Raw genomic sequence first — 20,150 nt, forward strand, 5'->3', positions numbered from 1 at the left:
TCAGCTCTCGGCCGGGCGGTCGGTCGCGCCGTCGCGGAAGCGGGTCACCGTCTCGCGGGTCTCGTCACCCTCCAGCGGCGCGGCCGGCGCGTCGTTGACCCGACGCTCGTCCTCCTTGCCGAGGAAGACCTGCTTGAACTCGGTGATCGCCGCGTCCAGGGAGCCGATGATGTCGTCGCCCCACTGGTTGTCGGCGATCCCGGCCAGCACACCCTCGTGCTTGTGCCGCAGGTACTGGAGGAACTCCGACTCGAAGCGCCGGACCTCACCCACCGGGATGTCGTCCAGCTTGCCCTCGGTGCCGGCCCAGACCGAGACGACCTGCTCCTGCACCGGGTACGGCGAGTAGTTCGACTGCTTGAGCAGCTCGACCAGGCGGGAACCGCGGTCCAGCTGGGCCCGGGAGGCCTTGTCCAGGTCGGAGGCGAAGGCGGCGAACGCCTCCAGCTCGCGGTACTGGGCCAGGTTGAGCCGCAGCGAGCCGGCGACCTTCTTCATCGGCTTCACCTGCGCGGCGCCACCGACCCGGGAGACCGAGGTGCCGACGTTGATGGCCGGCCGGACGCCCTGGTTGAACAGGTCGGTCTCGAGGAAGATCTGGCCGTCGGTGATCGAGATGACGTTGGTCGGGATGAAGGCCGAGATGTCGCTGGCCTTCGTCTCGATGATCGGCAGACCGGTCATCGAGCCGCCACCCAGCTCGTCGGAGAGCTTCGCGCAGCGCTCCAGCAGGCGGGAGTGCAGGTAGAAGACGTCACCCGGGTACGCCTCACGGCCCGGCGGGCGACGCAGCAGCAGCGACACGGCGCGGTACGCCTCGGCCTGCTTGCTCAGGTCGTCGAAGACGATCAGGACGTGCTTGCCGCCGTACATCCAGTGCTGCCCGATGGACGAGCCGGTGTAGGGGGCGATGTACTTGAAGCCGGCCGGGTCCGACGCCGGGGAGGCCACGATGGTGGTGTACTCCATCGCGCCCGCCTCTTCCAGCTGGCCCTTGATCGAGGCGATCGTGGAGGCCTTCTGGCCGATGGCGACGTAGATGCAGCGGACCTGCTTCTTCGGGTCGCCGGAGCGCCAGTTCTCGCGCTGGTTGAGGATGGCGTCCAGGGCGACCGTGGTCTTGCCGGTCTTCCGGTCACCGATGATCAGCTGCCGCTGGCCCCGGCCGATCGGCGTCATCGCGTCGATCGCCTTGATGCCGGTCTGCAGCGGCTCGAACACCGACTGCCGGGCCATCACGTTCGGAGCCTGCAGCTCCAGCTCGCGGTAGCCCTCGTCGGCGATGTCGCCGAGGCCGTCGATCGGCTGGCCGAGCGCGTTGACCACGCGGCCGAGGAAGGCGTCGCCGACCGGCACGGAGAGCACCCGGTCGGTGCGCTTGACCCGCTGCCCCTCCTCCAGCTTGGCGGAGTCACCGAGAACGACGACACCGATCTCCCGGACGTCGAGGTTCAGCGCCACGCCGAGCGTGCCGTCCTCGAACTCCAGCAGCTCGTTGGTCTTGGTCGAAGGCAGGCCCTCGACGTGGGCGATGCCGTCGCCGGTGTCGGAGACGGTGCCGACCTCCTCGCGGGAGACGTCGGTCGAGTAGGACGAGACGTAGCGCTCCAGGGCGCTGCGGATCTCGTCCGTCGAGATGGTCAGCTCGGCCATCCTCTGCTTCCTTAAGTATCAGGGGCCCGGGATACCTAGTACCGACCGGTCCGAATGGCGTGTGTCATTCCGGGCGCTGCGCGGCGGAGCCGGTCAGCGCTTCGCGAGCGCGTTGCGGGTCTCGTTGAGGCGGCGCAGGATGGTGCCGTCGTACAGGTCGGAGCCGACCCGCACGCTCACGCCACCCAGGACGTCGGGGTTCACCGTCTGTCGAACGGATACCTCCCGACCGTATATTGCGGAGAGCCGAGCGCCCAGCCGCTGCTCCTCCTCGTCACTCAACGGGGCCGCCACGGTGACGTACGCCACCTGCCGGTCCCGCCGCTCGGCGGCGAGTTCGACCAGCCGGGTGAGCGCGCCCGCGAAGGAGCGCCCGCCGAAGCCGGTCAACGCGAACCCGACGAGATAGCTCGTGACGGGCCGGGCCTTGTCCGCGAGCAGCTGGTCGACGAGGGTCGCCCGCTGCTCGGCGGGGGCCATCGGGTCGGAGAGCACGCTGGACAGCTGCGGGGAGCTGGCGACGACCTGCCCGAAGCGGAACAGCTCGTCCTCGACCTCGCCGAGGTCGCCGGCGGAGTCGGCGCTGGCCAGCAGCGCCGCCACGCCCAGCCGCTCGGTGGCGTCGAGCAGCTCCGACGGCGTCGACCACCGGCCGGAGACCAGCGCGCCGAGCAGGTCGAGCGCGTCCGCGCCGACCTTGCCGCGGAGCATCCCGTCGAGCAGGCCGGACCGGTCCTCGCCGGAGCGGGCCGAGTCGGCGAGCGCCCGGCGCAGCCGCGGCTCCCGCCGCAGCAGGGCGGCGACGGAGAGGATGTCGTCGGCGGTGGTGGCCACCGCCGACGGCTCCGCGCCGCGGACGTACGCGTCGAGGCGCTCGGCCGCGATCTTGTACGACTCCCGGCTGGCGGCCTGCATCAGCGGGCCCCCGCGCTCTCGAGACCGCTCAGGAACCGGTCGACGGTGCCCTTGCGCCGCGCCTCGTCGGCGAGCGACTCACCGACGATCTTGCTGGCCAGGTCCACCGCGATGGTGCCGACCTCGGTGCGCAGCTCACGCACGATGGTGGCCCGCTCGGCGGCGAGCTGGTCCTTGCCCGCCGCGATGATCCGGTCGGACTCCTCCCGCGCCTTGGCGAGGATGTCCTGGCGGATGCCCTCGGCGTCGGCACGCGCGTCGTCCCGGATCTTGGCGGCGTCGGTACGCGCCTCAGCGAGCTGTGCGCGGTACTGCTCAAGCAGCTGGTTGGCCTCGGCCTGGGCGGCCTCGGCCCGCTTGATGCCACCCTCGATCGCGTCGACCCGCGCCTGGAACGTCTGCTCCATCCGGGGGAAGACGAACTTCATCAGCACGAAGCAGAGCACGATGAAGGCGATGCCACCGACCACGATCTCCTGCCAGAGCGGGATGATCGGGTTGTGGCTGGTCTCACCGCCTTCTGCGGCGATCAGGAACATGGAGACCTCCCGGTCTACTCAGACGGGATCAGGCGCCAGACCAGACGAAGCCGAACGCGACGCCCAGCAGGGCCAGCGCCTCGATGACGGCGAAGCCGATCCAGACGTACGGCAGGGTCATCCGGGACGACTCGGGCTGGCGGGCGGTCGACTGGATGTAGGCGGCGAAGACCAGGCCGACGCCGATGCCCGGGCCGATGGCCGCGAGGCCGTAGCCGATGGCGGCGGTGCTGCCCTCTACCGCGGCGAGAACGCTAGCGTCCATTGGTGTGGTTCCTCCTGGTTATCACGCGTGACTCTCACGCGGGACGACAACGGTTGGTGCGAGGTGGATCAGTGTTCGTCGGCGAGCGCGCCCTGCACGTAGCTGGCGGTCAGCACCGTGAAGACGTAGGCCTGCAGGACGATCACCAGGAACTCGAGGAAGGTGAGCGCCACGGTCATCACCCAGGAGAGCACCGAGATCGGCGCCAGCAGGGCGTTGGCGTTGAGCATCGCGAAGCCGCCGAGGGTGAACACCAGCAGGAGCATGTGGCCGGCGAACATGTTCGCGAAGAGACGGACGGCGAGCGAGAACGGCCGGACGAGGAACGTCGAGAACGCCTCGATCGGGACCAGGATCGGCAGGATGTACCACGGCGCCGGCGGGATCAGCGAGTTCTTGAAGAACTTGCCCGCACCGTGGTGCTTGATGCCGGCGTAGATGAAGAGCACGTAGCTGATCGCCGCGAGGAACGCCGGGAAGGCGATGTGCGAGTTCGGCGAGATCTGGAACAGCGGCACGATCGCGAAGAAGTTGGTCACCAGGATGAAGCAGAAGAGCGTGGTGAAGTACGGCGCGAATCGCACACCCGCGTGCCCGATCATGTCGACCGCGATGTTGTTCCGCACGAAGCCGTAGATCGACTCGGCGAACCACTGCTTCTTGGTCGGCACCAGCTGCGGCTTGCGGTAGCTGACCAGGAAGAACAGGATCAGGAGCCCGACCGCCAGCCACACCATGAACGTGATCTTGGTGAACCAGTAAGAGTTGTGCGCACCCCAGGGCAGGATGCTGGGCAGGTAGAAGTCCTCCACGCTGGGTGGGAATGTGACCTCGCCCTGTGCCAGGACGTTCGCCTGTCCGAACACCGCGTCCCTTCCTATTGAGGCGTGCCGAGCTTACGGATGACCAGGACGATTCCCCCGGCCATACCGAGCACGATGCCGATTCCGGTGGCGACACCACCGGTGTCGAGCCACCGGTCGACCAGCCAGCCAATGAAGCCCCAGACGAGCATCCCCGCGATCAGGTAGCTGAGCGCGGTCCAACCCTGGCCGGCACCGGACGGAACGTCGCCCGAGCCGCCAGTGTTGGGGGGTTTCTGGTCACCGGCCATGACGGGGCGAACGATATCAGTCGGGTGGACGAGGCTGTGCCTCACCCCCCGCACAACCTGGTTGTGTGGGACACGGGTGGGCGAAGTCTTCTCCGGGGCACGCTACTCCCCTTCCGGCAGCGAGAGAATGACCGATCGGGGACACATCGGAGGCGTGCCCGAAAGGTGGGACGGGCGGTGTCCGTCCAGCTGGCTCAGCCGCGGACCCGTCGAGCGTGGACCGTGGTCAGCCACCAGATGTGCACCCCGGTCCAGACCACCACGCCGGCGGCGATGCCCAGGCAGAGCGGGATCAGGCCGGGCCAGCCGGTCGCGGCCACCGCGACCATCACGGCGCCGAGCAGGGTGAACTTGGCGACGTAGAGGCCCAGGCCGAACGGCAGCACCAGCTGCGTGTCGCGGGCGTCGGCCCAGGCCAGCACCACGGTGGTGAGCGTGTAGCTGAGCGCGGTGACGGCCACCCCGACGGCGGCGCCGAGCGCCGCGTCGGCGGAGCCGACGACCCCACCGACCACCGCCGCGACCGCCGCCATGACCGCCGAGGCGATCAGCAGCACCGGCAGGTGACGCAGGCGCCAACCCCGGTCCTCGGCCGCCTCCGCCGCGCGGGCCCCCGGCTCAGCCACGGGGGTACGCCGGGAACGTCGCGACCAGGTCGGCCACCTCGGCGCCGACCCGGGCCAGCTCGTCGGCGCCACCGGGCGCCGCGGGGTCGGCCCGGACCGCTCGGGCGATCAGCGAGGCGATCTGGCGCATCTCCCCCTCGCGCATGCCCTGGGTGGTGACGCTCGGCGTGCCCACCCGGATGCCGGAGGCGACCATCGGTTTCTGCGGGTCGTACGGGATCGCGTTCTTGTTCAGGGTGATCGCGGCGGCGTCGCAGCGCGCCTCGGCGTCCGCCCCGGTCACCCCGGTCCCGGTCAGGTCGATCAGGGCCAGGTGGGTGTCGGTGCCGCCGGAGACCGGCCGCATCCCCTCGGCCGCCAGCCCGGCGGCGAGCGCCTGCGCGTTGCCGATCACCTGGGCGGCGTAGGACCGGAACTCGGGCTGGGCGACCTCGCGCAGGGCCACCGCCTTGGCCGCCACCGCGTGCATCAACGGCCCGCCCTGGGTGAACGGGAAGACCGCCTTGTCGATCCGCTGGGCCAGCGACTCGCGGCAGAGGATCATGCCGCCGCGCGGCCCGCGGAGCACCTTGTGGGTGGTGAAGCAGACCACGTCGGCGTACGGCACCGGCGACGGGATGGCCCCACCGGCGACCAGCCCGATGAAGTGCGCCGCGTCCACCATGAGGTACGCGTCGACCTCGTCGGCGATCTCCCGGAACCGGGCGAAGTCGATCAGTCGCGGATAGGCGGTCGCGCCACAGATGATCATCTTGGGCCGGTGCGCGCGGGCCAGGTCCCGGACCTCGTCGTAGTCGATCAGCTCGGTGTCCCGCCGGACCGTGTAGCCCACCGTGTCGAACCACTTGCCGGAGAAGTTCACCCGGCTGCCGTGGGTGAGGTGGCCGCCGTGCGGCAGCTCCATCGCCAGCACCGTGTCACCTGGCTGCACCAGGGCGGCGTACGCGGCCAGGTTGGCGCTCGCGCCGGAGTGCGGCTGGAGGTTGGCGTGCTCGGCGCCGAAGAGGTCCCGGGCCCGGGCGATGCCGATCTCCTCGGCCCGGTCCACCTCGGCGCACCCGCCGTAGTAGCGCCGGCCCGGATAGCCCTCGGCGTACTTGTTGGTCAGCGTCGAGCCGAGCGCGGCCAGCACCGCGGGCGAGGTGAGGTTCTCGCTGGCGATCAGCTGCAACCCGCCGCGCAGCCGGTCCAGCTCGCCGAGCACCACCCCGGCGATCTCCGGATCGGTCGCCCGGAGCTGGTCGAAATCCGGCCCCCAGAAGGTGCTCGTCACGGTGTCCACGACGAAGGAGTCTATGGGGCCGCAGACTGGGAACCATGAGATGCCTCGTCACCGGCGCGACGGGTTACATCGGCGGGCGGCTGACGCCCCGGCTGCTGGCCGACGGTCACCAGGTGCGCTGCCTGGCCCGACACGCCGGCCGGCTGCGGGATGTGCCCTGGGCCGCGGCGGTCGACATCGTCGAGGGTGACCTGCGTCGGCCGGAGACCCTGCCGGCCGCGTTCGCCGACGTCGGCGTGGCGTACTACCTGGTGCACTCGCTCGGCCAGGCCGGGTTCGAGTCGGCCGACCGGGAGGCGGCGGAGTCCTTCGCGGCCGCGGCCCGGGCCGCCGGCGTACGCCGGATCGTCTACCTCGGCGGACCGCAGCCGGCGGCGGACGACGAGCCTTCGGCGCACCTGCGCTCCCGGGCCGAGGTGGCGCGGATCCTGCTGGCGAGCGGGGTGCCGACCGCGGTGCTCCGGGCGGCGGTGATCATCGGGTCCGGCTCGGCCTTCGTTCGAGATGCTGCGCTACCTGACCGAGCGGCTGCCGGTCATGGTGACCCCGCGCTGGGTGAGCAACCGGATCCAACCGATCGCGGTACGCGACGTGCTGCGCTACCTGGTCGGCTGTGCCGGCCTGCCGCCCGAGGTCAACCGGGGGTTCGACATCGGCGGGCCGGACGTGCTCACCTTCCGCGACATGATGCAGCGCTACGCCCGGGTGGCCGGGCTGCCCCGACGGATCATCGTGCCGGTACGGCCGCTGACCCCGTCGCTCTCCTCGCACTGGGTCGGGCTGGTCACCCCGGTGCCGAACGCGATCGCCCGGCCGCTGGTGGAGAGCCTGATCCACGAGGCGGTCGCCACCGAGCACGACATCGCCGGCTACATCCCCGACCCGCCGGGCGGGCTGACCGGCTTCGACCAGGCGGTCGAGCTGGCCCTGACCATGGTGCGCGACGCCCAGGTGGAGACCCGCTGGTCGAACGCGAGCGGACCGGACGCGCCGGCCGAACCGCTGCCGAGCGACCCGGCGTGGTCGGGTGGCACCGCCTACACCGACCATCGGGAACGGGCGGTGGACGCGTCGCCGGAGGCGCTCTGGCGGGTCATCGAGGGGGTCGGCGGCGAGCACGGCTGGTACTCCTTCCCGCTGGCCTGGTCCGTCCGGGGCTGGCTGGACCGGCTGATCGGCGGGGTGGGGCTGCGCCGGGGCCGGCGCGACCCGCACCGGCTCCAGGTCGGCGAGGCCCTGGACTTCTGGCGGGTGGAGGAGATCGTCCCGGGCGAGCTGCTGCGGCTGCGCGCGGAGATGCGGCTGCCCGGCCGAGCCTGGCTGGAGATGCGGGCGCTGCCCGCCGACGGCGGGCGCAGCCGGTACCAGCAGCGCGCGGTGTTCCTGCCGCGCGGGCTGGCCGGGCACGCCTACTGGGGCGCGGTGGCCCCGTTCCACGCGGCGGTCTTCGGCGGCATGGCCCGCAACATCGCGCGCGGCGCGGAGCAGGAGTCGGGGGTCGTCAGTTCCCCGTCCGGGCGCCGGTGACCTGCAGGGCGGTCCGCTCGCTGGGCGGCACGAAGTCGCGTACCGGCTGATCCCGCAGTGCGAACGAGAGCACCTCGCCGACCGCCTGCACCAGCTGGTCCTGCACCGCCCGACCGACCGCGTCCCGCGGGTCGTCCGGGTTCGCGGCCAGCGAGGCGACCGCCAGCTGCGGGGTGAAGGCGACCACGGTCTCCGTCTCGTACCGCTCGGAGCTGCCCGTCTTGCCGGCCACCGGCCGGCCGAGCCGCTTGCGCAGCCCCTCCGCGGTGCCGCCCTCGCACCGGTGGTACATCGACTGGTCGCCGACCGGGCAGCGGGCCGCGTCGGCCGCCGCCCGGGCCACATCGGTGTCGAGCACCTGACGGCAGTCCGGCTGGGCGGCGTCCACCGGCCGGCCCGCCGCGTCGTTGATCGACACGACCGGGGACGGCGCGCACCAGGTCCCCTCCGCCGCCACCGTGGCGTACGCGGTGGCCAGGTCGAGCGGGGTGGTGGCGGAGACGCCGAGGGTGAACGGACCCCAGTTCTTCGCGCCGTACCGGGCCAGGCGGGCGTCGGCGTCGGACCGGAACACGATGCCGAGCCGCTCGGCCATCTCCACCACCCGGTCCGCGCCGACCCGCTCCGTGAGCCAGGCGAAGTAGGTGTTCACCGAGCGGCCGAAGGCGCTCCACATGCTCTGCCGCCCGTCCATCGACGCGGAGGAGTTCTCCGGGCACCAGCGGCCGTCGCAGCTCGCCGGCCCGGTCACCGGGTATTCGGTGAGCAGCCGGCCCGGCGCGTCGTACTCGGTCTGCAACGGCAGGCCGGATTCCAGCGCGGCCAGCATGGTGAAGAGCTTGAACGTCGACCCGCCCTGGTAGCCCTCGATCGTGCCGCCACCGGCGACCAGCTGGTTGACCGTGTTCGGGTGGTTCTTCTGCCCGGCCGGGTTGTCGGCCACGCTGTAGTTGCGGTTCACCGCCATGGCGAGCACCCGGCCGGTGCCGGGCTGGACCACCGCGGTCGGCGCCGCCCGCCGGTCGGTCACCGGGTAGACCCGCAGCACCTGCTCGACGGTGGCCCGCTGCACCGCCGGGTCCAGCGACGAGACGATCGTGAAGCCGCCGCGGCGCAGGGTGCGCTGCCGCTCGTCCGCCGTCGCGCCGAAGGCCGGCTGGGCCGCCCACCACCGGGTGAACCAGTCGCAGAAGTAGCCCCAGTCGTTGCGCTCCTCGGGCACGGCGGTGCAGTCGTTCGGGGTGGCGCTCGGGCGCAGGTTCAGCGGCTCGGTCTTGGCCACCGCCGCTTCCTCGGCCGGGACCTGGCCGGACTCCACCAGCCGGTCCAGCACGTACGCCCGCCGGCTCAGCGCCGCGTCGGCGTCGCCGTTGATCGGGTCGTCGGTGTGCGGCGAGCGCACCAGCCCGGCCAGCAGCGCCGCGTCGGCGAGGGTCAGCTCCTTGGGCGTCTTCGAGAGGTACCGCTTGCTCGCCGCCGCGATCCCGTACGCCCCGGCGCCGAAGTAGGCGATGTTCAGATACCGGGTGAGGATCTCCTCCTTGTCCAGCTCCCGCTCCAGGGCGAGCGCGTAGCGCATCTCCTGGACCTTGCGGGCGGTGGTCACCTCGGTGGCCGCCTCGCGCTGCTGCTCGGTGAGCCGGGGGTCGCTGCGCAGCACGTTGCGGACGTACTGCATGGTCAGCGTCGAGGCGCCCTGCCGGGTCTCGCCGTCGCGCTGGTTGACGGTGAACGCGCGCGCCACGCCGCGCAGGTCGACGCCGCTGTGCTCGTAGAAGCGGACGTCCTCGGCGGCCACGATCGCCTGGCGCATCACCGGCGCGACGTCGTGCAGCGGCACGTCCACCCGGTCCTCCTGGTAGAAGGAGGTGATCAGGGTGGTGCCGTCGTTGGCGTAGAGGTTGGAGCGCTGGGCGGTGGGCGGCGTCCGCAGCGTGTTCGGCAGCTCCGAGTAGGGCGTGGAGAGTGCGCTGAAGCCAATCCCGAACACCAGGGCGACCGGCAGGGCGGCCGCCGCCAGCACCACTCCTGCCAGTACGCCGGCGATCAGTACGGTCAGCACTTTGTCGAGATGGGCCCGGGTCATCAGCTCTCCCCGCAGGAGCCGGTCACGCTAGGACCCGTTCAGAATGACCCCGAACGCCCTGTTAGCCGCCGGTTTTCCGCAAACCCGGAGGAAATTCGCGAGGCGGACACTCAGGGCAGAAGGGCAGCCGCGAGCGGCTGCACCGTCTCCTCGATCTCGTCCGCCACCCGGCTGAAACACTGGTCGCCGCGACCCCACGGGTCGTCCAGATCGTCGGTGGACAGCACCGCCGAGCCCCGGCGGCCCGCGTGCGCCGCCGCCACCAGCGCCACGCCCCGGGTGTACACCGCCTCCGGGGTCGCCTCCCCCGGCGGCAGCCCGGCGGTGTCCACCGACCCCAGCAACCGGCCGAACTCGCCCAGCACGAAGGTGCGCTCAGCGGCGTCGGGACGCAGCGCCAGCACGTAGTCCTGCTGGTCGGCGGTGGCGGTGAGGACGAGGTCCGCAGCGTCGATGTGCTCCGAGCGGAGCTTGCGGGCGGCGAACCCGGCGACCTCACCGCCACGGGTGGTGACCTGCCGGGCCGCCGGCGGGTTCATCTCCTCGCCCGCGTGCCAGCCGCCGGTGCCGGCGCTGTGGCTGTGCAGCAGGTGGTCACCGTCGGCCGGGTCCAGGCCGCGCCGGGCCATCCGCTCGCGCACCGCGAGGGCGAGCAGCCGCTCGGCCATCGGCGACCGGCAGATGTTGCCCATGCAGACGTGCAGGACGGTGAACGGCGGCACTACGCCCCCTCGACGATGTCCGGCACCACGTCGCGAAGCTTCTCCAGGGGGATCGCGCCCTGACGCAGCAGCCGCGGCACCTCGCCGGTGAGGTCCACGATCGTGCTCGGCACCGGGTCCGGGCAGGGGCCCGCCTCCAGGTAGGCACGGACCGAGTAGCCGAGCTGGTCCCGCGCCTCCTCGGCGGTGACCGCGGCCGGCTGGCCGGTCTTGTTGGCCGAGGAGACGGCCATCGGGCCGGTCTCCCGCAGCACCTCCAGCGCCACCGGGTGCAGCGGCATCCGTACCGCCACCGTGCCGGTCTTGTCGCCGAGGTCCCACTGCAGGGTCGGCGAGTGCTCGACAACGATGGTCAGCGCGCCCGGCCAGAACGCCTCGACCAGGTCGCGGGCCGACCGGGGCAGCGAGAAGACCAGACCGTCGAGGGTGTGCCGGGAGCCGATCAGCACCGGTGGCGGCATCTGCCGGTCCCGGCCCTTCGCGTCGAGCAGCGCCTTGACGGCGTACGGGGTGAAAGCGTCCGCGCCGATGCCGTAGACCGTGTCAGTCGGCAGGACGACCAGTTCGCCGTTCTTGACCGCCTCGATGGCCGCGGCGATGCCGCGGTCGCGATCTGCGGGTGACCGGCAGTCGTAGAGCATCACGAGGAGCCAGTCTGCCACGCCGGGCCGAGGTCGGGGCGGCGGCCGTCCGACCGGCGGGACGCGGTGGTGAACCGGGGCCGTCCAGCCAGGTCCCGATGCGCGGTGACGGCGGTCAACCGGCCGTCCGCGACGAGCAGCGCCGGCACGTCCGCGCCGTGCGTGTCGTCGTGCTCGATGCCGAGCCACCCGCCGGGGCGCAGCAGCACCGCGGCACGGGCGGCCACCGGGCGGATCACCGCCAGCCCGTCCACGCCGCCGAAGACCGCCTCCCCCGGGTCGTGCCCGGCCACCTCGGGCGGGACGACCGTGTCGGCCGGCACGTACGGCGGGTTGCAGAGCAGCACGTCCACCCGGCCGACCAGGTCGTCCAGCAGGTCCGGCGCGGTGACGTCCGCCTCGACCACCTCGATCGCCCGGTCCCCCGCCGTGGCCCGGTCCGCCGCGTTGCGGCGCAGCCAGCGCAGCGCCGCCGGGGAGCGTTCCACCGCCACGACCCGCGCCCCGGGCAGCTCCTGGGCCACCGCGAGCGCGATCGCGCCGGAACCGCTGCACAGGTCGACCACCAGCGGCGCGTTCCCACCCGACCCGGCCCGCCGGGCCTGTTCGATCCCCCAACCGGCGAGCAGCTCGGTCTCCGGCCGGGGCACGAAGACGCCCGGCCCGACGGCCAGCTCCAGGTGCCGGAAGGCGGCCTCGCCGGTCAGGTGCTGCAACGGCTCCCGGTCGGCCCGCCGGGCGATCAGCGCGTCGAACGTGGCGAGCTGGTCGTCGTCGAACCCCTCGGCCAGCGCCAGCCGCCCGCGGGACACCCCCAGCACGTGCCCGGCCAGCAACTCGGCCTCGGCCCGGGCCGTCTCCACCCCGGCCGTGGCGAGGATCCGGGCCGCCCGGGCGACCGCGACCGAGGGCCGGACCCGTTTGGTCCCTTCGGGGGGGTGTTGCGGCAAGGTGGTCACGACATAATCATGAAGCGTCGCGGGTCGCGTCACGCGCGGGTGCGTCCAGGCGCACATCGACAGGAGGTCGCTGGTGGGTTGGCTCGACCGGGTCGATGACCAGGTTGACGCGCTGAGGCAGGCGCGGGCGTTGCAGGAGGCCAGCCGGTCCGCCGAGGCGTACGCGGTGCTGGAGAGGGTGCTCCGCGGCACCACCGACCCGCGCACCCGGGCCGACGCCCTCGTCCAGCGTCTCTCCGCTCTGATCAATCTCGGACGCACGGCGGAGTTCACCCGGGCCATCGAGGAAGCCTCGACGGCCGTGCGTGACCTCGCCGAGCCCTACCTGCACGGGCACCTCAACGCGCTGGCCGCGCTCGCCGCACACCACCAGGGCGCGCTCGACCGCTGCGTCACCCACCTGGTCAAGGCCGCCCGGGCGCTGGGCGCGGTGGAGGACCCGGACCGGGACACCGCCTGGGGTTGGCACGACCTGGCGATGGCCTACTCCTACCTCAGCTTCCACGGCTACGCGCTGGGCGCGATCGAACGCGCCCGCCAGCTCGGCCTGACCGCCGGGATCCCCGAGGAGACCTTCGCCGCGCCGGGCATCCGGCTGCGCAACGCCGTCGCGCTGGACCACAACGGCGACAGCGACGGCTGCCTGCGGGTGCTGCGCGACGTGGCGAGCGACCTCGGCCGGTTCCTCCGCGCCGGTCGGGCCGGCCAACTGCGCCCGAGCAGCCTCGCCGCGTACGGCTACGCCGCCGCCCGCCGCGCCGCCCTCGGCGACCGGATCGACTCCGGCACCGACGCCGACCCGGCCCGGCTGATCTCGCACGGCGGGGACAGCGCCCGGGCGCGGGACATGCGCGACCTCGGGCAGGTCTGCCTCGCCATCGCCGCCGGCCGGCCGATCGAGGCGGTCGCCCGGCTGGACACCGTCCACGTCGCCAACGAGACGCTGGGCGGGGCCGAGCCGGCCCGGCTGCGCAGCATCGCGCTGGCCCGGGCCGGCGATCACGCTGCGGCGCACCGCGCCGACCGGCTGGCCTTCCGGCTCGCCGCGCAACGCAACGACCGGCTGCGCGACGTCTACATCGACGGCATCGCGGCGCGGATCGACCACGAGGAGATGCGCCGGGAGGCCGCCCGCTACGAGGGTGAGGCGCTGACCGATCCGCTGACCGGGCTGCCCAACCGGCGCCGGCTGGAGCGCTACATCGCCGCGGTGGTGGCCCGGGGCGAACGCGTCGTGATCGGGGTCTGCGACCTGGACGGCTTCAAGGCGGTCAACACCCGGCACGGGCACCACTCCGGCGACCTGGTGCTCCAGCGCATCGCCGGCGTGATCAACAGGGTGATGCGCCGGGGCGACTTCGTGGCCCGCTACGGCGGCGACGAGTTCGTGGTGGTGCTGCCCGAGGCCGGAATGGCCGAGGCGGCCGAGGTAGCCAGGCGGATCGGCGCGGCGGTGGCCGGCGAGGACTGGGAGTCACTGGTCCCCGGCACCCCGGTCGGGGTCAGCGTCGGCTTCGCCGAGGTCGCCGGTGGCGGGCCGACGCTGCGCGACGCGCTGAGCACCGCCTTCGAGGTCGCCGATCGGGAGATGCTGAAGGCCAAGTCCCGCGCGAAGGCGTCCTGACGCCCCCGGCGGGCGAGGTCAGCGCCGGGCGAGTTCGCTGTCGCCGGCCAGGCGGGCGGCGCGGTCGGCCTCGCCGAGGGCGTCCAGCACCCCGTCCAGGTCACCGGCGAGCGCCAGATCGAGGTTGTACGCGGTGTAGCCGATCCGGTGGTCGGTGATCCGGTTCTGCGGGAAGTTGTAGGTGCGGATCCGCTCCGAGCGGTCCACCGTGCGCACCTGCGCCTTGCGCGCGTCCGAGGCGGCCGCGTCGGCCTGCTCCTGGGCCGCGGCCAGCAGCCGGGCCCGCAGGATCCGCATCGCCTGCTCGCGGTTCTGCAGCTGGGACTTCTCGTTCTGGCAGGAGACCACGATGCCGGTCGGCAGGTGGGTGATCCGCACCGCCGAGTCGGTGGTGTTCACCGACTGCCCACCGGGCCCGGACGAGCGGAACACGTCGATCCGCAGCTCGTTCGGGTCGATGGTGACGTCGACGTCCTCGGCCTCGGGCAGCACCAGGACACCGGCCGCGCTGGTGTGGATCCGGCCCTGCGACTCGGTGACCGGGACGCGCTGCACCCGGTGCACGCCGCCCTCCCACTTGAGCCGGGACCAGACCCCGTTGCCACCCTCCGGCACGCCCTTGGTCTTGATCGCCAGCGAGACGTCCTTGACCCCGCCGAGGTCGGAGTCCTGGGCGTCGATCACCTCGGTGAGCCAGCCCCGCCGCTCGGCGTAGCGGGTGTACATCCGCAGCAGGTCGCCGGCGAAGAGCGCCGACTCCTCGCCGCCCTCGCCCGCCTTGATCTCGACGATCACGTCCTTGGCGTCGTGCGGGTCACGCGGGATCAGCAGCTCGGCCAGGCGCTCCTCGAGCGCCGGCAGGGACGCCGCGATCGACTCGGCCTCGGCGGCGAAGGAGGGGTCCTCGGCGGCCAGTTCCCGGGCCGCGGCCAGGTCGGAGCGCGCCTGGGCCAGCTCACCGGCCGCCTTGTGCAGCGGGACCAGCTCGGCGTACCGGCGGCCGACCCGGCGCGCGGTGCCCTGGTCGGCGTGGATGGCCGGATCGGCCAGCCGCTTCTCCAGGTCCGCGTACTCGTCGAGGAGCTTGGCCAGACGCTCGCTGCTCATGCTGCGGATGCTCCTTCGACGGCGGGGACACCGGTGGACGCCCGACGGGCGGGTATACGGACGACGCCCGCGCCCGGCACAAGACCGGACGCGGGCGCCGAACGAGCAGTTACTTGGCCTTCTTGGCCTGAACCTTGGCGTACTTCTGCTGGAACTTCGCGACCCGACCGGCGGTGTCCAGCACGCGCTGCTTACCGGTGTAGAACGGGTGGCAGGCGCTGCAGGTCTCGACGCTGATCGCGCCGCCCTTGGCGGTGCTGCGGGTCGTGAAGGTGTTGCCGCAGGAGCAGCGGACCTCGGTGGTCACGTACTCCGGGTGGATGTTGGGCTTCATGTCGCCTCGGTCCTCTCGTTGGTGGTCGCCGGGTCGCCGCTGATCTCCCCGCCGCAACTACGCGACGGACTCGGGCGTGAACCGGAACCGGTGGCCGATTGACCAGTGTGCCATGGGCGTCAGCCGGACCCGTAATCGGGCGGCACAGCAGGTCCAGCTCCGACAACGCCCGGCACCCGTCTTGCATTCCCGCCGCCCGACGGGGCATTCACCGCCCGTGGCGTGACCCCGCCGTACCCCGTACGGGGCACGCCTGCCGCCCGAGCCGGGCACGGTGCGTCGGAGGTGAGCGGATGCCACGCCTGATCGCGACCCGAGGCCTGCCCGCCTCGGGAAAGACCACCTTCGCCCGGACGCTCCAACCCTCCGTGGTCCGGGTCAACCGGGACGACCTGCGCCGGATGTTGCACGGCGAGCGGCTCTTCACCCAGTGGGCCGAGGCGCAGGTGACGACCGTCCAGCGAGCCCAGGTCGAGGCACTGCTACGGGCCCGGGCCGACGTCTGCGTCGACGACACCAACCTGCGCTCCCGGACGCTGCGGGACTGGGCCGACCTGGCCGCCCGCCACGGCGCCGAGTTCGAGGTGCACGACTTCACCGACGTGCCGCTGGAGGAGTGCCTGCGCCGCGACGCCGAGCGGCCGGCGGTCGACCGGGTCGGCGAGGCCGTCATCCGCCGGCTGCACGAGCGCTACCTGGCCGGACGGATCCTGCCGCTGCCCGTGCCGGAGGCCCGCCCCGGCCGGCCTGCCCAGGTGCACGAGCCGTCGGCCGGGGCGCCGGAGATCGTCCTGGTGGACATCGACGGCACCGTCGCGCTGAACGTCTCGCGCAGCCCGTACGACATGACCCGGGTCGGCGAGGACCAGCCGAACGAGGCGGTGATCGCCGCGGTCCGGGCGATGCACGCCGCCGGGTACGCGGTGGTCTTCTGCTCCGGCCGGGACGCGTCGGCCCGGGCCGACACCGAGGCCTGGCTGCGGCGGCACGTCCGGGTGCCGTATCTCGCGCTGCACCTGCGGGCGGTCGGCGACCGGCGCAAGGACTCGGTGGTCAAGCGGGAGATCTACGAGCGGGAGGTCCGCGGCCGCTACCGGGTGGTCGGGGTCTTCGACGACCGGATGCAGGTGGTGCGCATGTGGCGGGCGCTCGGACTCACCGTCTTCCAGGTCGCCGACGGCGACTTCTGACGGCGGCCGAGCCGGCGCCCACCGGCCGGCCGGTGGGAGGGGCCTCGGCCGAGGCCGGGGCCCCTCCCGGGCTCAGGCGGCCGGGGCGGCCGCCCGGGCGGCGGTGGTGACGGTGGCTTCGGCGCGGACGCCGTTCACGGTCACCGCCAGCACCAGCGACGCGCCGGGACGCAGCGCGGTCAGCGTCCCGGTGGCCGGGTCGAACCGGGCCACGTGCCACGGACGCAACCCGCTCGCCGACCCGATGTGCACCCCCGGCGAGGCCGACCAGTCGGCGCTCACCGGCGCGGCCACCGGGACGGTCCGCCCGCCCGGCTGGGTGATCGTGGCGGTGACCGAGGCCGGGGCGCCGACCCGTACAGCGGCCGGGGCCTCGATGGCGAGCTCGTCGGTGTGCGCGTGCATCTCGGCGTCCACCCAGCGCGGCCCCTCGGCCAGCGGGTCCCGCCGGGCCCGGTCGGCCTCGGCGGGGCTCACCGGGTCGACGCCGAACTCGGTCCAGCCGGTGAAGCCACCGCGGTCCGCCGGGGTGGACGGCGTCTTGCCGGAGTTCCCGTTGATCACGTAGGGCACCCCGTCGACCCGCTCGGCGTGGAAGGTGCCGACGTGCCCGCCGACGAAGAGCGCACCCTTGCCGGTGCGGTGCTGGAAGTCGGCCAGCCACTGCTCCAGCAACGCCGCCTCCTTGCGGTCGCCGAGCTGGCTGGCCTCGGCCGGGCTCGGGTCGCGCGGCGGGTGGTGGTGCAGCACGACGATCGAGCCGACCGCCGGGTCGTTGGCCGCCGCGTCCAGCGCCTGGCGCAGCATCCGCACCTGGTCGAACCCGCCGCCGCGCAGCGATCCGGTGGACGAGTTCAGCGTGACGAACCGGGTGCCCTTGTGGTCGAAGACCCGCGAGGTGTCCCCGAAGACGGCCTGGAAGTTGCTGATCGGCGCGCCCATGATCTCGTGGTTGCCCGGCACGTAGTACCAGGGCAGTTCGTCACCCAACTCCTCGTCCAGGATCCGTCGGGCCAGCGCGAAGTCCGCCGGGTACGCGGTGTCCACGAAGTCGCCGTTGATCACCAGGAAGTCCGGCTTCGCCGCCCTGACCTCACGCAACGTCCGGCGGGCCTGGGCGACCAGGTCGCTGTCCGGGTCGGCCGCCACGAACTGGGCGTCGGATAGCACCGCGAAGCGCCAGGGCGCACGGTCGACCGTACCGTCGCGGACCACCACCCGGTCGGTGGCCGACGGCTCGGCCGGCACGTCCACCGAGGGCGGCACCTTGGCCACCAGGTCGTCGATGACGATCTCGCTGGTGTACTGGGCGGCGGCGTTGGTCTCCGCGACGTAGAAGCGCCGGACCCGCACCGGGTACTGCACCCCGGCCGGGACGGCGAACTCGACGTACTTCCAGCCGGTCCAGGTTATGTAGGGCCCTCGCAGCACGTGCTGGGTGTCCTGCGCGTCGTGCAGGTGCAGGCTGGGCCACTCCCCCTTGCCGTTGCCGTGGATCCACATGCCGAACGCCTGTGGCTGCCCGGGCACCTCGATCCAGGCCGGCGGGTCGGCGTACGCGGCCCGGGTGCCGGTGGACTGGCTGAAGTCGTACGTCAGCTTCAGGCCGGTGCCGGTGTGCCCCGGCGCCGGCGCGACCGATCCGCTCGCCCGGGCCTGGCTGAACTTCCAGGCCGCCGCGTCGTCGAAGCTGGCCACCGGCTGGTCGGTCAGTCCGACGGTCACCGGCACCACCGTGCTGCGCCCGCCGGCCTCGACGGTGACCAGGCCGGCGCCGGAGTCCTTCAGCGCGGTCACGCTGAGCGCGCCGTCAGCGTTCGGGGCGATCCGCAGCAGGTCGTGGTCGTAGGTCAGGCGCAGGTCCGCGGGCTCGATCGGGGCGGTGTTCCCCTCGGCGTCGGCGCCGACCACGCCGAGGAGCCCGCTGCCGTCCCGCCCGGTGAGGCCGACGCGTTCCACTGTGGAGTCAATCCGGGCGAGCGGCCCGAGCACGGTGAGGTCGAGGTGTCCGGTGGCCTGGCCACGGCCGGCGGTGACCCGGGTCGACCCGGGCCGCAGGGCGCGGAACACGCCGTCGGCGCTCACCCGACCACCCGCCGCCGGTTCGGCTCGCCAGCTCGGCTTGCCGGCCGCCGGGCCGTACGTCTCGTCGTGACCGGCCGCGGTGAGCCGCCGGGTCAGCCCGGGGAAGACCCGGTCCGGCCGGCCACCACGGACCGGGGAGATCCCCGGCGCGGCGCTCGGATCGCTGGCCGTCTCCACCCAGTACCCCCTGAGCCGGCCGCTGCCCTGCGGCGCGTAGAGGGCGAGCCCGTTGGGCACGGCGCGTTCAGCGCCGTCCGAGGGGCTGTTCTCCACCTGGACCGCCGCGGCGCCCGGCTCCCGGGCGAGCAGCGTCGACGAGCCGCCGCCGTCGAGGTTCAGCGCATGGTGCGCGCCCAACTCGACCATCATCCGGCCCATCTCGGTCTGGGTCACGCCGCGGCTGTCGACCTGCCGGCCGTCCACCGTCAACATGATCATTTTTCGTCCGTCGGCGGTGAAGCCGACCGCCGTACGCGGGGCCAGCGACGCGTCCGCGATGCTCTGCACCACGCCGTCGCGGACCAGCACGTTGCCGCCGCCGATCGCGGCGTGCAGGTCGCTGCCGTCGGACGGCTTCGGCCGCCAGGTCACATCGACCGGATCACCGGGCCGCAGCCCGGCCAGCGCGTCGGCGCCGGCGTCCCGGCCGAGCAGGATGGTGGTGCCGGCGGCGATGGGTCCGCTACCGGCCGCCGGGTTCACACCGGCCACCCGGCCGCCGACCAGGGCGACCTCGGTGACCCGGGCCGCGCCGGCCACCGCGCGCTCCCGGGGGTACGTCCCCCAGAGCGCGGTGAACGCGCCGATGCCGTCGGTCTGGACCATGTTGTTGAACTGGGTGAGCGGGACCGGGCCGGTGGGCAGGGTGGCGGTGCCGTCGAAGTTGACCTCGATCACCCGGCCGACGCCCTCGGTGGTGACCGCGACCGCGTTGTGGTGACCGCTGACCGGCGACTGGATCAGTTCGCCGTCGCGGATACCGACGCCCTGCGCCGCGCCGGAGTTGTTGATGTCGAAGAAGTCGCCGTTGACCGCGGCGACCGCGCGGGTCCGGTCCACCGCGCCGCGCAGCGGCTCGGCCCGGCTCACCGCGCCCGAGTTGACGTAGTCGACGGTGACTCCGCCGGTGAGGTCGGCGGTCAGGGCGTCGGCGCGCAGCCACCCGTCCGCGTCGTACCGGTCGAACGAGGTGAGCCGGACGCCAGGGGCGACCGGCCGGCTGGTCTTCGCGGTCTCCAGGCCGTCGGCCGGCTCGACACCGACGGGAGCCGCGGTGCCCGGAGTCGGGACGAAGCTCGCGGTGGTGGGGCTCGCGGTGGTGGGGCTGGCGGCAGCGGGGCTCGCGGCGGCCGGGCCCGACGCCGGGGCGACCACGGTGAGCAGCGGCGTCAACAGCAGGACGCCGGCGAGGTGGGCGGATCGTCTGCGGGTACGCATGGACGACAGTCAACCGGAGGTTGAATAGAACTTTCAATACTTGC

17 protein-coding genes and 1 pseudogene are annotated in these 20,150 nt (G+C 72.9%); 3 read left to right on the forward strand and 15 right to left on the reverse strand.

Annotation, left to right across the window (positions count from 1 at the left end; genetic code table 11):
- The 8 genes from atpA to glyA all read right to left on the reverse strand — a co-directional run bounded on the left by atpA (position 1) and on the right by glyA (position 6,394).
- Positions 1–1,653 (reverse strand): F0F1 ATP synthase subunit alpha, encoded by a 1,653-nt coding sequence (gene atpA, locus ACIP9D_RS14675; protein ID WP_350871810.1) that lies wholly within the window; start codon positions 1,651–1,653, stop codon positions 1–3.
- 93 nt (positions 1,654–1,746) lie between these two features.
- Positions 1,747–2,568, reverse strand: a complete 822-nt coding sequence (locus ACIP9D_RS14680) for a F0F1 ATP synthase subunit delta (protein ID WP_350871808.1) — start codon at positions 2,566–2,568, stop codon at positions 1,747–1,749.
- Positions 2,568–3,107, reverse strand: a complete 540-nt coding sequence (locus tag ACIP9D_RS14685) for a F0F1 ATP synthase subunit B (protein ID WP_350871806.1) — start codon at positions 3,105–3,107, stop codon at positions 2,568–2,570. The genes ACIP9D_RS14680 and ACIP9D_RS14685 overlap by 1 nt, the downstream gene beginning before the upstream one ends.
- Before the next feature lie 28 nt (positions 3,108–3,135).
- Positions 3,136–3,372, reverse strand: coding sequence for an ATP synthase F0 subunit C (locus tag ACIP9D_RS14690; RefSeq protein WP_091595532.1), 237 nt, complete (start codon positions 3,370–3,372; stop codon positions 3,136–3,138).
- A gap of 68 nt (positions 3,373–3,440) precedes the next feature.
- A complete protein-coding gene (gene atpB, locus ACIP9D_RS14695) occupies positions 3,441–4,238 on the reverse strand; it encodes a F0F1 ATP synthase subunit A (protein ID WP_350871804.1) in 798 nt (265 codons plus the stop codon).
- An 11-nt stretch (positions 4,239–4,249) separates the two neighbouring features.
- Positions 4,250–4,486: an AtpZ/AtpI family protein gene (locus tag ACIP9D_RS14700; protein ID WP_350871802.1), complete on the reverse strand. Its 237-nt coding sequence runs from the start codon at positions 4,484–4,486 to the stop codon at positions 4,250–4,252.
- A gap of 194 nt (positions 4,487–4,680) precedes the next feature.
- Positions 4,681–5,112, reverse strand: coding sequence for a hypothetical protein (locus tag ACIP9D_RS14705; protein WP_350871800.1), 432 nt, complete (start codon positions 5,110–5,112; stop codon positions 4,681–4,683).
- Positions 5,105–6,394, reverse strand: coding sequence for a serine hydroxymethyltransferase (gene glyA, locus ACIP9D_RS14710; protein ID WP_350871798.1), 1,290 nt, complete (start codon positions 6,392–6,394; stop codon positions 5,105–5,107). The genes ACIP9D_RS14705 and glyA overlap by 8 nt, the downstream gene beginning before the upstream one ends.
- A gap of 35 nt (positions 6,395–6,429) precedes the next feature.
- Between glyA and ACIP9D_RS14715 the strand changes: the two are divergent.
- A pseudogene (locus ACIP9D_RS14715) lies at positions 6,430–7,921 on the forward strand (SDR family oxidoreductase).
- Here ACIP9D_RS14715 and ACIP9D_RS14720 read toward each other — a convergent pair.
- From ACIP9D_RS14720 to prmC, 4 genes are all read right to left on the reverse strand, one after another.
- Entirely contained in the window at positions 7,896–10,007 is a 2,112-nt protein-coding gene (locus tag ACIP9D_RS14720; RefSeq protein WP_350871796.1) for a transglycosylase domain-containing protein, read from the reverse strand. The pseudogene ACIP9D_RS14715 and the gene ACIP9D_RS14720 overlap by 26 nt on opposite strands.
- Before the next feature lie 110 nt (positions 10,008–10,117).
- The gene (locus ACIP9D_RS14725) at positions 10,118–10,729 is read right to left on the reverse strand and encodes a phosphotyrosine protein phosphatase (protein ID WP_350871794.1); all 612 of its coding nucleotides are present in this window, start codon (positions 10,727–10,729) and stop codon (positions 10,118–10,120) included.
- The gene (locus ACIP9D_RS14730; protein WP_350872150.1) at positions 10,729–11,370 is read right to left on the reverse strand and encodes an L-threonylcarbamoyladenylate synthase; all 642 of its coding nucleotides are present in this window, start codon (positions 11,368–11,370) and stop codon (positions 10,729–10,731) included. The genes ACIP9D_RS14725 and ACIP9D_RS14730 overlap by 1 nt, the downstream gene beginning before the upstream one ends.
- A complete protein-coding gene (gene prmC, locus ACIP9D_RS14735) occupies positions 11,370–12,329 on the reverse strand; it encodes a peptide chain release factor N(5)-glutamine methyltransferase (RefSeq protein WP_350871792.1) in 960 nt (319 codons plus the stop codon). The genes ACIP9D_RS14730 and prmC overlap by 1 nt, the downstream gene beginning before the upstream one ends.
- Before the next feature lie 73 nt (positions 12,330–12,402).
- Here prmC and ACIP9D_RS14740 point away from each other — a divergent pair, with 73 nt between their 5' ends.
- On the forward strand, positions 12,403–13,953 hold the full coding sequence (locus ACIP9D_RS14740) for a GGDEF domain-containing protein (protein WP_350871790.1): 1,551 nt from the start codon (positions 12,403–12,405) through the stop codon (positions 13,951–13,953).
- An 18-nt stretch (positions 13,954–13,971) separates the two neighbouring features.
- Here the strand turns inward: ACIP9D_RS14740 and prfA are convergent, their stop codons facing one another.
- Together prfA and rpmE are read right to left on the reverse strand one after the other, a co-directional pair.
- Positions 13,972–15,060 (reverse strand): peptide chain release factor 1, encoded by a 1,089-nt coding sequence (gene prfA, locus ACIP9D_RS14745; RefSeq protein ID WP_350871788.1) that lies wholly within the window; start codon positions 15,058–15,060, stop codon positions 13,972–13,974.
- 109 nt (positions 15,061–15,169) lie between these two features.
- Positions 15,170–15,394, reverse strand: a complete 225-nt coding sequence (gene rpmE / locus ACIP9D_RS14750) for a 50S ribosomal protein L31 (RefSeq protein ID WP_013288272.1) — start codon at positions 15,392–15,394, stop codon at positions 15,170–15,172.
- A 293-nt stretch (positions 15,395–15,687) separates the two neighbouring features.
- Here rpmE and ACIP9D_RS14755 point away from each other — a divergent pair, with 293 nt between their 5' ends.
- On the forward strand, positions 15,688–16,584 hold the full coding sequence (locus tag ACIP9D_RS14755; RefSeq protein WP_350871786.1) for an AAA family ATPase: 897 nt from the start codon (positions 15,688–15,690) through the stop codon (positions 16,582–16,584).
- A 72-nt stretch (positions 16,585–16,656) separates the two neighbouring features.
- Here ACIP9D_RS14755 and ACIP9D_RS14760 read toward each other — a convergent pair whose 3' ends face one another.
- Positions 16,657–20,106: a phosphodiester glycosidase family protein gene (locus ACIP9D_RS14760; RefSeq protein WP_350871784.1), complete on the reverse strand. Its 3,450-nt coding sequence runs from the start codon at positions 20,104–20,106 to the stop codon at positions 16,657–16,659.
- Positions 20,107–20,150: the final 44 nt, after the last annotated feature.

The sequence above is a fragment of the Micromonospora sp. NPDC093243 genome (genome assembly GCF_044753725.1).
Taxonomy (GTDB): Bacteria; Actinomycetota; Actinomycetes; order Mycobacteriales; family Micromonosporaceae; genus Micromonospora.